This window comes from Burkholderia puraquae (assembly GCF_002099195.1).
Classification (GTDB): Bacteria; Pseudomonadota; Gammaproteobacteria; order Burkholderiales; family Burkholderiaceae; genus Burkholderia; species Burkholderia puraquae.
In genome coordinates, this window is sequence record NZ_NBYX01000013.1 from 115,855 (window position 1) to 130,089 (window position 14,235).

The following is a 14,235-nucleotide window of genomic DNA, read 5'->3' on the forward strand; positions in this document are numbered from 1 at the left end:
CGATGCAGAACCGGAACACGGCCGCCGCGGGTGGCGAACAGGGCGGCGCGGCGCGGTCGGGCGATGCGCTCGAAACCGTGCTCGTCACCGAACTGGGCGATGCGCTCGTCACGCGCGCAGCCGACATCGATCCGCGTTACTTCACCGCGTACAACGAGCCGGCCGGCGTGCGGCCGCGTGCGCTGGTGCGCCCGCGCAGCGTCGACGACGTGTCGCGCGCGCTCGCGCTGTGTACGCGGCTCGGCCAGCCGGTCGTGCCGCAAGGCGGCCTGACGGGGCTCGCGCGCGGCGCGGTCGCGCTCGGCGGCGAGGTCGTGCTGTCGATGGAGCGCTTCGTGGGCATCGAGGCGCTCGACGCGGCGGCCGGCACGATGACGGTCCGCGCCGGAACGCCGCTGCAGACGGTGCAGGAAGCCGCGGAAGCGGCGGGTTTCACGTTCGGCGTCGATCTCGGCGCGCGCGGCTCATGCCAGATCGGCGGCATGCTCGCGACCAATGCGGGCGGCACGCGCGCGATCCGTTACGGGATGATGCGCGAGCAGGTGCTCGGGCTCGAGGCGGTGCTCGCGGACGGCACGGTCGTGTCGTCGATGAACCGGATGCTGAAGAACAACGCCGGCTACGACCTGAAGCAGCTGTTCATCGGCAGCGAGGGGACGCTCGGTGTCGTCACGCGCGCCGTGCTGCGGCTGCATCCGTTGCTCGCCGCGCCGGCCACCGCGCTTTGCCGCGTGCGTGACTACGATGCGGTGCTCGCGCTGTGGAACCGCGTGCGCACGCTGCCGGAAGTCGTCAGCTTCGAGGCGATGTGGCCGGCGTTCTACGACTACGTCGCGCGTCAGACGCCGGGTGTTTCGGCGCCGTTCGTCGGTGACGATGGTTTCGCGGTCCTGGTCGAATGCGCGACGAGCGCACCGGGCGGCGACGCGCATCACGCGCTGGAAACCGGTCTCGCGGCGGGGTTCGACGCAGGACTCGTGGACGACGCGGTGCTCGCGACGTCGGAGCGGCAGGCGCGCGACCTGTGGACGTTGCGCGAAGGCCTCGCGATCGATGCGCTGCCGCATCTCGTCAACTTCGACGTAAGTCTGCCGACGGGCGAACTCGGCGCGTTCGCCGAGCGCTGCGAGGCGTCGTTGCGGGCACGCTGGCGGGATGTCACGTGCCTGTTCTTCGGCCATGTCGGCGACGGCAACGTGCATATCGGCGTGTCGCTGGCCGGGATGACCGACGCGGACCTCGATGCGCTCGATCACTGCGTGTACGCGGTGGTGCGGGACATGGGCGGCTCGGTGTCGGCCGAGCACGGGATCGGCGTGCTCAAGCGTCCTTATCTCGCGCATACGCGCAGCGATGCGGAAATCGGGCTGATGCGACGCCTGAAGGCCGCGCTCGACCCACTCGGCATCCTGAATCCCGGCAAGGTGCTTTGATCGGGGCGATGCCCGTTGCCGGCGGGAGCCGGCCTGCGTGACGCGTCAGCCGTCCACCCAGCGCAGCGCGCCGATCTTCAGGTGTTCGACGACGCTGCGCGCCCATTCGAGCTCGGCATTGAGCAGCACGAGCGCGTATTCGTTCTGCAGCAGGAACAGGCGTGGCACCTGGTCGGCCTGCGCGGTGGCGCGCAGCGCTTCCAGCCGTTTGCGTTCGGCGTCGAGCCGCGCAATCCGCAACTCGAGCTGGTGGCGTGCATCTTCGGCGTCGAGCAGCGGGAGGAACGCGAGACCGGCGCCGAACACCGGAAATTCACGCGCGGGCTCCGCGAGCAGCGCATGCAGCCACGCCTGCCCGGCCGTGTGCCCAGCCTCGGTCAGCGCATACAGCGTGCGTTCCGGAAATGCGCCGTCGCGCTCGGTGTCGTGCACGGCAATCAGCCCGTCGCGCAGCAGCCGGTCGATCGTCTGGTAGAGGCTCGTGCGCTGCCGCACGTTGACGACTTCGTCGTACCCGCGGGCCTTCAGTTGCTGCAGCATCCCGTACGGATGCATCGGCGTTTCGGTGAGCGTCGCGAGGACGGCCAGCGCGAGCGGGGACGGGCGGCTAGTAGACATGAATAGTTACAGTATATCTAGTAATAACATAACTATTCTCAATCAGACTATCATATTCCACAAGGGTTTTCAGCCGAGATGCGAGCGCTTCGCGGCCGGTGCGACGGTTTCCATCGTCGCGAGACCGTGCACGATGCCGCAATCCTCGACCGAATGCTCGCCGACGCACTGGCGACGCAATTCGGTGAGCTGGTTGCGCAGATGGGTGAGTTCCGCGAGGCGCGCGTCGACGTGTCCGATGTGTTCGTCGAGCAGCGAATTGATCGAATCGCACGGATCCGCCGGCGTGTCCGTGAGCCGCAGCAGCGCGCGGATTTCGTCGTGCGCCATGTCGAGTGCGCGGCAGTTGCGGATGAAGCGCAGCCGTTCGACATGCACGTCGGTGTAGTTGCGGTAGTTCGAGTCGGTGCGCTCCGCATCCGGCATCAACCCCTCTTTCTCGTAGAAGCGGATCGTCTCGGGTGTGCAGCGGGCCGCTTTGGCCAGTTCGCCGATCTTCATGACCTTTCTCCCGTGTAAGGCTTGACCTTGTAGTGGCTTCAGGGTGTTAACTCTACACCGTCAAGCCACAAAGGAGGTTGTCATGACCGACGCCAAGCGTACCCACGACCCACGACACCGTCATGCCGGCGGCGCCGATGCATGCTGCGCCGACGCGCGCGACACGCAGCTGGCGACCGTTGCCGATGCGGCGCCGGCGGCCGGCGAGCACGCCCACGGCGAGGCCGCATCGCGCGGCCACGACCATGACCACGATCACGGCCCCGCGCACGATCACGATCATTCACACGGCGACACGCATCGGCACGGCGCGGGGCACGATCACGACCATGCATCCGGCGACGCACATGTACATGGCGCGGCGTGCTCGCATGATCACACCGCGCACGACCATACCGACCACGACCACGACCACGACCACGACCACGCGGCCGGCGATTGCTGCGCGCCTGCGGCGCTGACGCTCGCGCCGCTGCCGGTCGCGCAGGCGACGGCGTCGGGCCACGTGCGCTCCGCGTTCCGGATCATGCAGATGGACTGCCCGACGGAGGAAACGCTGATCCGCAAGAAGCTCGGCGGGATGAGCGAAGTGTCGACGCTCGAATTCAACCTGATGCAGCGGATGCTGACCGTCGAGCACGTGCCGGGCGCGCAGCCGGCGATCGAAAGTGCGATCCGCACGCTCGGGATGACGCCCGAGGCCGCGACGGCCGGCGCGCCGGCGGCGCGCGTCGCCGATGCGCCCGCAAAGCCGTGGTGGCCGCTGGCGCTGGCCGGCGTCGCCGCGATCGCGTCCGAAGGCGCGACCTGGGCGGGGCTGCCCGTGTGGCTGTCGGCGGCGCTCGCGCTCGCGGCGGTGCTCGCGTGCGGGCTCACCACGTACAAGAAGGGCTGGATCGCGATCCGCAACGGCAACCTGAACATCAATGCGCTGATGAGCATTGCGGTGACGGGCGCGATGGCGATCGGCCAGTGGCCTGAAGCCGCGATGGTGATGGTGCTCTTCACGATTGCCGAGCTGATCGAAGCGAAGTCGCTCGACCGGGCGCGCAATGCGATCCAGGGCCTGATGCAGCTCGCGCCGGACACCGCGACCGTGCAGGACGCCGACGGGTCGTGGCGCACGATCGAGGCAGCACAGGTGGTACTCGGCGCGGTCGTGCGCGTGAAGCCGGGCGAGCGGATCGGGCTGGACGGTGAAGTCGTCGCGGGCCGCTCGACGGTGAACCAGGCGCCGATCACCGGCGAGAGCCTGCCCGTCGAAAAGACGACCGGCGATGCCGTGTATGCGGGCACGATCAACGAATCGGGCTCGTTCGAATACCGCGTGACGGCCGTCGCGGCCAATTCGACGCTTGCACGGATCATCCACGCGGTTGAAGAAGCCCAGGGCGCGAAGGCGCCGACGCAGCGCTTCGTCGACCAGTTCGCACGCGTCTACACGCCGATCGTGTTCGCGGTCGCGCTGCTGGTCGCAGTGGTGCCGCCAATCGTCATGGGCGGTGCGTGGCACGACTGGATCTACCGCGCGCTGGTGCTGCTCGTGATCGCATGCCCGTGCGCGCTGGTGATCTCGACGCCGGTGACGATCGTGTCGGGGCTCGCGGCCGCGGCGCGGCGCGGGATTCTCGTGAAGGGCGGCGTCTATCTGGAAGAAGGGCGCAAGCTCGTCTGGCTCGCGCTCGACAAGACCGGCACGATCACGCACGGCAAGCCGGTGCAGACCGACTTCGACCTGCATGCGGACAACGCCGATGCAGCGCGTGTCCGGCACCTCGGTGCGAGCCTCGCGGCGCGCTCCGATCACCCGGTATCGCAGGCGATCGCAGTTGCAGCACGCGATGCCGGCACGACGGCATTCGCCGATGTGCAGGACTTCGAAGCGATCGTCGGGCGCGGCGTGCGCGGCACGATCGACGGCACGCGTTACTGGCTCGGCAACCACCGGCTCGTCGAGGAGCTCGAGCGCTGCTCGACGGCCCTCGAAGCGAAGCTCGATGTGCTCGAGCGGCAGGGCAAGAGCGTCGTGGTGCTGGTCGACGAAGCGCGCGTGCTCGGCATCTTCGCGGTGGCCGACACGATCAAGGACACGAGCCGCGACGCGATCGCCGATCTGCATGCGCTCGGCATCCGCACCGCGATGCTGACGGGCGACAACCCGCATACCGCGCAGGCAATCGCACAGCAGGCCGGCATCGACGATGCGCGCGGCAACCAGTTGCCGGAAGACAAGCTCGCGGCGGTCGAGGAGCTGGCGGCCGGCGGCGCGGGCGCGGTCGGGATGGTCGGCGACGGGATCAACGATGCGCCGGCGCTCGCGCGCGCCGACATCGGCTTCGCGATGGGCGCGATGGGTACCGACACGGCGATCGAGACGGCCGACGTCGCGCTGATGGACGACGATCTGCGCAAGATTCCCGCGTTCGTGCGGCTGTCGCGTGCGACGCATCGCGTCCTGGTGCAGAACATCGGCTTCGCGCTCGGCGTGAAGATCGTGTTCCTCGGCCTGACGGTCGCGGGGCTCGGCACGATGTGGATGGCGGTCTTCGCCGACGCGGGCGCAAGCCTGATCGTCGTGGCCAACGGTTTGCGGCTGCTGTCGTCCTCCGGGGCGTTCGGCGGCGCGCACGCCAGGCGTTGAGGAGCAGGCGATGAGCTTTCTGAAACGAATCCTGGGCGGCCACGGCCGTGGCCATGGCGGCGGGCACGGCAACAGCGGCCACGGTGGCGGGCATCACGTCGGGCAGCGCCAGGACGGGCATGGCGGCCATGACGCGCGCGGCCGCGACCGCCACGGCTGGGGCTGGCAGGCGCCAGCCGACAGTCGAAGCGGTCAGGGCGGCGGCAACCTGCCGCTGAGCCAGCTCGCCTGTGCGGGCTGCGGCGCGCTCAATGCGTCGGATGCGCGCTTTTGCGCGCAGTGCGGTGCCGCGCAACGCGGCAAGTCCTGCAGCCGTTGCCACTCGGCGCTGGCGGCCGACGCACGGTTCTGTCCCGGGTGCGGGACGCAGGCAGCATAGCGCATCGGTCATTCGCGCCGGCGGCGTGTGAACGCCGGCCGGCGCGCTTCGTTTCAGCGCCGGCGAACCGGCCTTTCGATCAGCGCACCGTCAGCACGATCGATTCGCCATACCGCGCACGATAGACACGCTGCCAGCGATACGGCGACAGGCATGCGACTTCGGCGAGCCGGTTCAGGTCGAGCGGGCCGTCGAGGCACGCGCGGATGGTCTCGCGGACGCGCGCCACGCTGGCCGCGTAGCGGATCCAGGCGGCCGGGTCGGGTTTCGTTTCGACGGTCGTCGGCGTGTCCGGGCAGGACCCCATGCCGCGGTAGCACGGCCCGAATTGATCGATCTTGCGGAAATGCGTAGGAGGCCGACAAATCAGGCCCTTTTTTATTTCAATGAAATGGGGTCTTGCCCCTCTGCGATCTATGACTAAAGTTAAAGACGGTGAAATCGGGTGATCGCGTCATTTTTCTCGGGTAAGTTGCTCCGTCGGGGCAGCACGCTTTTCGAAGTACGCAGGTAGTTCGTCGATGTTCAATCGCAACACCACGTTTTCGGGAGAAGAAGAAATGGATGCTTCCAGCTTCATCACGTCGCTGCAGACCACGCTAGGGGGGTATCTGCCAAAGATCGCCGGCGCGATCGGCATCCTGGTGATCGGCTGGCTGATCGCCGTCGTCGTGCGGGCCGGCGCGATGCGCCTGCTCGGCGCGCTGAAGGTCGATCAGCGGATCAACGAAAGCACCGGCCAGGGCGCGTACGTCGAACGCATCATCGCGGGCGGCCTGTTCTGGCTCGTGCTGCTCGTCACCGCGGTGGGCATCTTCAACGTGCTCAACCTGTACGCGGTCTCCAACCCGTTCTCGCTGCTCGTCACGCATATCGTCAACTACCTGCCGAACCTGATCGGCGGCGCGGCGCTGACGCTGATCGCGTGGCTCATCGCGTCGCTGCTGCGCAGCCTCGCGAACCGCGCGCTGAAGGCGAGCAAGATCGACGACAAGCTGTCCGAAGGCGCTGGCATGCAGCCGATGAGCGGCTATCTGGGCGACGTGCTGTTCTGGCTCGTGATCCTGATGTTCCTGCCGGCGATCCTCGCGTCGTTCGCGCTGTCGGGGCTGCTGTCGCCGGTGCAGGGGATGGTCGACAAGCTGCTCGCGATCGTGCCGAACCTGTTCGCAGCCGCGGTGATCGGCATCGTCGGCTGGATCGTCGCGCGCGTGCTGCGCGGCCTCGTGACGAACCTGCTCGTCGCCGCCGGCGCCGACCGCCTCACGCAGCGTCTCGACAGCCCGACGCCCGTGCGCGTGTCGAGCCTGATCGGCACGATCGTCTACGTGTTCGTGTTCGTGCCGACGCTGATTTCCGCGCTCGACGCGCTGAAGATCGACGCGATCTCGGTGCCGGCCACCAACATGCTGAACCAGTTCCTCGGCGCGGTGCCGGACATCGTCGCGGCGATCGTGATCGTACTGGTGACGTTCTACTTCGCGCGCTTCGTCGCGTCGCTTGCGCAGAAGCTGCTGGAAGCCGCGGGCGCCGACGGGCTGCCGGCCGTGCTCGGCGTCGAGCGCGTGTTCTCGGGGATCCTGCAGCCGTCGGTGCTGGTGGCGCGCCTGATCGTGTTCTTCGCGATGCTGTTCGCGTCGGTCGAAGCCGCGAACCGGCTCGGTTTCTCGCAGGTGCGCGACGTCGTCACGCTGTTCATCGAATTCGGCGGCCACGTGCTGATGGGCGGCGTGATCCTCGTGATCGGCGTGTGGCTCGCGGGCCTCGCGCGCCGCGTGATCGAGCAGGCCGACCGCGAGCACAGCGTGCTGTTCGCGCGCATCGCGCAATTCGCGATCCTCGGCCTCGTGTTCGCGATGGGGCTGCGCGCGATGGGCATCGCGAACGAGATCGTCCAGCTCGCGTTCGGCCTCGTGCTCGGCGCGATCGCGGTGGCGGTGGCGCTGTCGTTCGGCCTCGGTGGCCGCGAAGCGGCCGGCAAGCTGCTCGACCGCTGGTTCAACCAGCGCGGCGGCGGGCAGTAAGCGTGGGCGATCCGGCCGCGTTGCGCGGCCGGCGCACAGTCGCAATGAATGCGGCCGGCATTTCTGCAAGCGAAATGTCAGCCGCGATCTTTGCCGAATTTCGATAACACGTCGTTTAATGACTCTCTAGCATCGATTCTCAGTCGCGCAGGCCGCCAGGCCCGGCGCCTTTGAGGAGAGAGTCCGATGAAAGCAGAGTCGAATGGCCGGCCCGCCGCCGGCGCCAAGTCGTCCGGCCAGCCCGCGCTGCAGCAGACGCTCGGAACCTGGCAACTGTGGGGCATCGCGGTCGGCCTCGTGATTTCCGGCGAATACTTCGGCTGGAGTTATGGCTGGGCGAGCGCCGGCACGCTGGGTTTCGTCGTCACCGCACTGTTTGTCGCGGCGATGTACACGACCTTCATCTTCAGTTTCACCGAGCTGACGACGTCGATCCCGCACGCGGGCGGCCCGTTTGCCTACGCGCGCCGTGCGTTCGGCCCGACCGGCGGCTATCTCGCCGGTGCCGCGACGCTCGTCGAGTTCGTGTTCGCGCCGCCCGCGATCGCGCTCGCGATCGGCGCGTACCTGCACGTGCAGTTCCCGGGCCTAGAGCCGAAGCATGCGGCGATGGGCGCGTATCTCGTGTTCATGGCGCTGAACATCGTCGGCGTGCAGATCGCGGCGACCTTCGAACTGGTCGTCACGCTGTTCGCGATCTTCGAGCTGCTGGTGTTCATGGGTGTCGTGTCGCCGGGCTTCGCGTGGAGCAACTTCATGAAAGGCGGCTGGTCGGGCGCCGATCATTTCAGCGTCGGCGCGTTCCACGGGATGTTCGCGGCGATCCCGTTCGCGATCTGGTTCTTCCTCGCGATCGAAGGCGTCGCGATGGCCGCCGAGGAAGCGAAGAACCCGAAGCGCTCGATTCCGATCGCCTACGTGGCCGGGATCCTGACCCTCGTCGCGCTCGCGATCGGCGTGATGGTGTTCGCCGGCGGCGCGGGCGACTGGACCAAGCTCGCGAACATCAACGACCCGCTGCCGCAGGCGATGAAGTACATCGTCGGCGCGAACAGCGGCTGGATGCACATGCTCGTGTGGCTCGGGCTGTTCGGGCTGGTCGCGTCGTTCCACGGGATCATCCTCGGTTATTCGCGCCAGATCTTCGCGCTGGCCCGCGAAGGCTACCTGCCCGAATGGCTCGGCAAGGTGCATCCCCGCTTCAAGACGCCGCATCGCGCCATTCTCGCGGGCGGCGTGGTCGGCATCGCGGCGATCTACAGCGACGAGCTGATCCAGTTCGGCGGCCAGACGCTGACCGCGAATATCGTGACGATGTCGGTATTCGGTGCGATCGTGATGTATATCGTGAGCATGGCGTCGCTGTTCAAGCTGCGCCGCTCGCAGCCGAATCTCGAACGGCCGTTCCGCGCGCCGCTGTACCCGATCTTCCCGGCCTTCGCGATCCTTGCAGCGCTCGTCTGTCTCGGTACGATGGTGGTTTTCAACGGGCTGGTCGCGCTGGTGTTCGTCGGCTTCCTCGCGCTCGGCTACGCGTACTTCCTCGCGACCCGTTCGCAGCGTGCGAGTGCGCCCGGCGACGCACTGCTGGAGGAGTGAGCAGGATGAGGATGCACGTGAAAGGCCGTTCCTGACGGCGTCCGGCGCGCCCCGTCGAACGGGCGCGCCGTCGGCTTTTGGCAAGGATGGGCAAGGAGACTCGCAGATGTCCTACACGGAGACGATCGGTCCGCGCACGTACCGCTTCGCGGACCTGAAGACGCTGCTCGCGAAGGCGAGCCCGTTGCGTTCCGGCGACCAGCTCGCCGGTGTCGCGGCGGCGAGCGAGGAGGAGCGCGTCGCCGCGAAGATCGCGCTCGCGGGCGTGCCGCTGAAGGCATTCCTGAACGAAGCGGTGATCCCGTACGAAGACGACGAGGTCACGCGCCTCATCGTCGACGATCACGATGCGCAGGCATTCGCGGAAATCTCGCACCTGACCGTCGGCGATTTCCGCAACTGGCTGCTGTCGCCGGCCGCCGACGGCGCGGCGCTCGAACGGATCGCGCCGGGCCTCACGCCCGAGATGGTCGCGGCCGTGTCGAAGCTGATGCGCAACCAGGACCTGATCGCGGCGGCCAGGAAGCGCCGCGTCGTCACGCGCTTTCGCAATACGGTCGGGCTGGCCGGCCGGATGTCGGTGCGGCTGCAGCCGAACCACCCGACCGACGACGTGAAGGGCATTGCCGCATCGATGCTCGACGGGCTGATGTACGGCTGCGGCGACGCGATGATCGGCATCAACCCGGCCACCGACAGCCTCGCGGCGATCGTGAAGCTGCTGGCGATGATCGACGGGTTCCGCGAACGCTACGGCGTGCCGACGCAGTCGTGCGTGCTCACGCACGTGACCAATACGATCGCGGCGATCGAGAAGGGCGCGCCGGTCGATCTCGTGTTCCAGTCGATCGCGGGCACCGAGAAGGCGAACGCGAGCTTCGGCATCTCGCTCGCGCTGCTCGGCGAGGCGCGCGAGGCCGCGTTGTCGCTCAAGCGCGGCACCGTCGGCAACAATCTCATGTACTTCGAGACGGGCCAGGGCAGCGCGCTGTCGGCGAACGCGCATTTCGGCGTCGACCAGCAGACCTGCGAAGTGCGCGCCTATGCGGTGGCGCGCAAGTTCGAGCCGTTCCTCGTGAACACGGTGGTCGGCTTCATCGGGCCCGAATACCTGTACGACGGCAAGCAGATCATCCGCGCGGGGCTCGAGGATCACTTCTGCGGGAAGCTGCTCGGCGTGCCGATGGGCTGCGACATCTGCTACACGAACCACGCGGAAGCCGACCAGGACGACATGGACACGCTGCTGACGCTGCTCGGCGCGGCCGGGATCAACTTCATCATGGGGATTCCGGGCGCGGACGACGTGATGCTGAACTACCAGAGCACGTCGTTCCACGACCAGCTGTACGTGCGTGAAGTGCTCGGCCTGCGCCGCGCGCCGGAATTCGAGGAGTGGCTGGAGACGATGGAGATCGCCGACGCGCACGGCGTGCTGCGCGCGGCAACGTCGCGCGTGCCGCTGCTCGCGGGTGCGAACGACTGGATGGGGATTTCGGCATGAGCGACGCCGTCGAAAAGAACCCGTGGGCGCAACTGAAGTCGTTCACGAATGCGCGGATCGCGCTCGGCCGCGCGGGCAACAGCCTGCCGACCGCGCCGCTGCTGGCCTTCAACCTGTCGCATGCGCAGGCGCGCGATGCGGTGCACCAGCCGCTCGATGCGGACGCGCTGCGGCGCGAGATCGAGGCGGCCGGCCTGCTGCCGACGCTCGGTGTGCAGAGCGCCGCGCCGGACCGCGGCCACTATCTGCGCCGGCCCGATCTCGGCCGCAAGCTGTCGGATGACAGCCGCGGGCTGCTGGCCGGCTACGGCGCGGCGCTCGACGACGCGCCCGACGTCGTGTTCGTGATCGGCGACGGGCTGTCGGCGTTCGCGGCCGCGAAACAGGCGCTGCCGTTGCTGCAAGCCATGCGGCCGCGGCTCGACGCGGACGGCTGGCGGATCGGCCCGGTGGTGGTCGCGACGCAGGCGCGCGTCGCGCTCGGCGACGAGATCGGCGAGCTGCTGCGCGCGAAGGTCGTCGCGATGCTGATCGGCGAACGGCCGGGGCTCAGCTCGCCGGACAGCCTGGGCGTGTACCTGACGTGGGCGCCGAAGGTCGGCTGCCACGATGCGCTGCGCAACTGCATCTCGAACGTGCGGCCCGAAGGGCTGCCGCATGCGGCAGCCGCGCACAAGCTGCATTACCTGATGACGCATGCGCGCCGGCTCGGATTGACGGGCGTCGGGCTGAAGGACGACAGCGACGCGTTGTTGCCGCAGGCGGAAGCGGAGCGGATCGGGGCGGACTGAGAGGGCCGCGCGGGCCGCCGCCGCGTGACGGCATTCGTGCCATTCAAGCGGCCTGCGGGCGGCTCTGCCGGGGCGTTTGCTGCCTGGCTCTACCTGAACAGCCGCTCGCACAGAAAATCGACGAACACGCGTAGCTTCGGCGACAACTGCCGGCTCGACGGCCATACGATCGAGAATTGCCCCGGCGCGATCCGGTAATCGTCGAGCACGGTGACGAGTGCGCCGTGTTCGAGCGCGTCGCGCGCGAGGAAGTCGGGCATGTAGCCGATGCCGAGCCCCGCGAGCACGGTGCCGCGCAGTGCTTCCATGTTGTTGCAGGTCAGCGCGGAGCGCAGCTTCAGGGGCGTGCCGTCGGCGGCCGCGAGCGCCCAGTCCTGCAGCTTGCCGGTGGTCGGGAAGCAGTAGCGCACGCATTCGTGCGCTTCGAGATCGCGCGGCGTGCGCGGCGTGCCGGCCTGCGCGAGATACGCGGGCGTCGCGCACAGCACGAATGCGAACGGGCCGAGCCGCCGCGACATCAGGCTCGAATCCGACAGCGGGCCGCTGCGGATCACCGCGTCGAAGCCGCCTTCGACCACATCCACCATCCGGTCGTTGAAATCGAGATCGAGCTCGATGTCCGGGTAGCGCTGCCGGAATTCGGGCAGCACCGGCAGCAGGAACCGGTAGCCGATCACCGGCAGGCTCACGCGCAGCCTGCCGCGCGGGCGCTGCGCCGACGCCGTCACGGTCGCTTCCGCGTCGCGGAAATCCTCGAGGATCCGCTGGCAGCGCTCGTAGAAGTGCCGACCTTCTTCGGTGAGCGTGACGCGCCGCGTCGTGCGGTTGAACAGGCGCACGCCGAGCGACTGTTCGAGTTTCGCGATCGTCTTGCCGACCGCCGATGCCGAGATGCCGAGCGCGCGGCCGGCCGCGACGAAGCTCAGCGCTTCGGCGGTGCGGACGAAGGCGACGATGCCGGTCAGGTTTTCCATCGAATCGAAGGGCACGCGTCGATACGCGTAGTCGGGTGAATTGCGGAATTTTAGTCCGTTATATGCGGAGCTTCGCGTAGTTTTTCGCAGATTGAATCGGATTTATCTTCTGTCGCTCTGACGGCGCATTCGCGCCGGCTTTTCGAGGAGCGATGATGGATCACCCTTTTTCAGCCGCTTCGGACCCGTCGGCACGCCGGCGCGCATGGGTGCTGGCCGCCGTGTGCATGGCCGCCGTCGCGCTGCCGCTGTCGTTTTCGGGCGGCGCGGTCGCGACGCCCGCGATCGGCCGCGACCTGCACGGCGATACGGTCGCGATGAACTGGATCACCAACGCGTTCATGCTCGCGTTCGGCAGCTTCCTGATGGCGGCCGGCGCGCTGGCCGACCAGTTCGGCCGCAAGCGCCTGTTCGCGATCGGCGTCGGCGGCTTCACGCTGATGTCGGTCGCGCTCGCGTTCGCGCCGTCGATGCTCGCGGTCGACCTGCTGCGCGCCGCGCAAGGGCTCGCGGCGGCCGCCGCGCTCGCGGGCGGCACGGCTGCGCTCGCGCAGGAGTTCGACGGCGCGGCGCGCACGCGCGCATTCAGCCTGCTCGGCACGACCTTCGGCATCGGGCTCGCGTTCGGGCCCGTGCTCGCCGGCGCGCTGATCGGGCATTTCGGCTGGCGCGCGATCTTCGTGACGAGCGCTGTGGCCGGCGGGCTGTCGCTCGGCGTCGGGCTGCCGCGCATGCACGAGTCGCGCGACCCGCACGCGACGGGGCTCGACTGGCCCGGCACGGCTGCGTTCACTACCGCGCTGACGCTGTTCACGTTCGGCGTGATCGAGGCGCCCGCGCGCGGCTGGACGAGCCCGCTGGTGATCGCGCTGCTGGCAGGCGCTGCGCTCGGCGCCTGCGCGTTCGTCTCGATCGAGACGCGGGTCGCACGGCCGATGCTCGACCTGTCGCTGTTCCGGATCGCGCGCTTCGTCGGCGTGCAGGTGCTGCCGGTGTCGACCTGCTGCTGCTACATCGTGCTGCTCGTCGTGCTGCCGCTGCGCTTCATTGGCATCGACGGTTTCAGCGAGATCGATGCCGGCTGGCTGATGCTCGCGATTTCCGCGCCGATGCTGGTCGTGCCGCTCGTCGCGGCGACGCTCACGCGCTGGCTGTCGGCCGGCATGATCTCGGGGCTCGGGCTCCTGATCGCGGCGGCCGGGCTCGTGTGGCTGGGCGTCGCGCTGCGCGGCGGCGCGGGGCCCGCGGCGATCGCGCCGATGCTGGCGATCGGCGTCGGAGCCGGCATGCCATGGGGGCTGATGGACGGACTGTCGGTGAGCGTCGTGCCGAAGGAGCGCGCGGGGATGGCGACGGGGATTTTCAGCACGACGCGCGTGGCCGGCGAGGGGATTGCGCTCGCGATCGTCGGCGCGGTGCTGGCGGCGCTTGCGCGGACGGGGTTGACGCAGGCGGCGGGTGCCACCGGCACGCCCGACGCAACGCTGCGTGCGGCCGCGCGGCTCGCGACCGGCGATCTCGCGGGTGCGGCGGCTGTGCTGCCGGGCGCCGGGCATGCGGCGCTGCTCGCGAGCTACACGCATGCGTTCGATCGGTTGCTGATCGGGTTGGCGGTCGTGACGGTGCTCTGCGCGGCGGTGGTGTTCGCGTTTCTCGGCGGGCGCCGGGTGGCTGCCGAAGCGGACGACGACACCGACGGGCTGCCGGTGCGCAGACGGATCGAAACGGCTTGTGCGGAGACGCACGGGCGTTGAGCGTCGCGTCATCGCGC

11 protein-coding genes and 1 pseudogene are annotated in these 14,235 nt (G+C 68.6%); 8 read left to right on the top strand and 4 right to left on the bottom strand.

What is annotated here, in order from left to right; genetic code table 11:
• Nucleotides 1-2 precede the first annotated feature (2 nt).
• Nucleotides 3-1,433: an FAD-binding oxidoreductase gene (locus tag B7G54_RS23835; protein WP_085041301.1), complete on the top strand. Its 1,431-nt coding sequence runs from the start codon at nucleotides 3-5 to the stop codon at nucleotides 1,431-1,433.
• 45 nt (nucleotides 1,434-1,478) lie between these two features.
• On the opposite strand, the gene B7G54_RS23840 is transcribed toward B7G54_RS23835, so the two are convergent.
• Entirely contained in the window at nucleotides 1,479-2,051 is a 573-nt protein-coding gene (locus tag B7G54_RS23840; RefSeq protein WP_085041302.1) for a PadR family transcriptional regulator, read from the bottom strand.
• 69 nt (nucleotides 2,052-2,120) lie between these two features.
• Nucleotides 2,121-2,552 carry a Cd(II)/Pb(II)-responsive transcriptional regulator gene (gene cadR, locus B7G54_RS23845; RefSeq protein WP_085041303.1) on the bottom strand — a complete coding sequence of 144 codons (432 nt, stop codon included), beginning with the start codon at nucleotides 2,550-2,552 and terminating at the stop codon, nucleotides 2,121-2,123.
• Nucleotides 2,553-2,634: 82 nt separating this feature from the next.
• On the opposite strand from cadR, the gene B7G54_RS23850 reads away from it, so the two are divergent.
• Entirely contained in the window at nucleotides 2,635-5,193 is a 2,559-nt protein-coding gene (locus B7G54_RS23850; RefSeq protein ID WP_085041304.1) for a heavy metal translocating P-type ATPase, read from the top strand.
• 10 nt (nucleotides 5,194-5,203) lie between these two features.
• Nucleotides 5,204-5,572: a zinc ribbon domain-containing protein gene (locus B7G54_RS23855; protein ID WP_085041305.1), complete on the top strand. Its 369-nt coding sequence runs from the start codon at nucleotides 5,204-5,206 to the stop codon at nucleotides 5,570-5,572.
• Nucleotides 5,573-5,654: 82 nt separating this feature from the next.
• Here the strand turns inward: B7G54_RS23855 and B7G54_RS23860 are convergent.
• Nucleotides 5,655-5,879: pseudogene (locus B7G54_RS23860) on the bottom strand (AraC family transcriptional regulator); the annotation flags it as partial.
• 253 nt (nucleotides 5,880-6,132) lie between these two features.
• Here B7G54_RS23860 and B7G54_RS23865 point away from each other — a divergent pair.
• The 4 genes from B7G54_RS23865 to eutC all read left to right on the top strand — a co-directional run bounded on the left by B7G54_RS23865 (nucleotide 6,133) and on the right by eutC (nucleotide 11,490).
• Nucleotides 6,133-7,596, top strand: a complete 1,464-nt coding sequence (locus tag B7G54_RS23865) for a mechanosensitive ion channel (protein WP_085041306.1) — start codon at nucleotides 6,133-6,135, stop codon at nucleotides 7,594-7,596.
• A 186-nt stretch (nucleotides 7,597-7,782) separates the two neighbouring features.
• Complete coding sequence (eat, locus tag B7G54_RS23870; RefSeq protein ID WP_085041307.1) at nucleotides 7,783-9,195, top strand: ethanolamine permease; 1,413 nt, start codon at nucleotides 7,783-7,785, stop codon at nucleotides 9,193-9,195.
• A gap of 106 nt (nucleotides 9,196-9,301) precedes the next feature.
• Nucleotides 9,302-10,699, top strand: a complete 1,398-nt coding sequence (locus B7G54_RS23875) for an ethanolamine ammonia-lyase subunit EutB (protein WP_085041308.1) — start codon at nucleotides 9,302-9,304, stop codon at nucleotides 10,697-10,699.
• On the top strand, nucleotides 10,696-11,490 hold the full coding sequence (eutC, locus tag B7G54_RS23880) for an ethanolamine ammonia-lyase subunit EutC (protein ID WP_085041309.1): 795 nt from the start codon (nucleotides 10,696-10,698) through the stop codon (nucleotides 11,488-11,490). Before B7G54_RS23875 ends, eutC begins: the two co-directional genes overlap by 4 nt.
• Nucleotides 11,491-11,579: 89 nt before the next feature.
• Here the strand turns inward: eutC and B7G54_RS23885 are convergent, their stop codons facing one another.
• Entirely contained in the window at nucleotides 11,580-12,464 is an 885-nt protein-coding gene (locus B7G54_RS23885) for a LysR family transcriptional regulator (protein ID WP_085041310.1), read from the bottom strand.
• Nucleotides 12,465-12,619: 155 nt separating this feature from the next.
• On the opposite strand from B7G54_RS23885, the gene B7G54_RS23890 reads away from it, so the two are divergent.
• Entirely contained in the window at nucleotides 12,620-14,218 is a 1,599-nt protein-coding gene (locus B7G54_RS23890) for an MFS transporter (RefSeq protein ID WP_085041311.1), read from the top strand.
• Nucleotides 14,219-14,235: the final 17 nt, after the last annotated feature.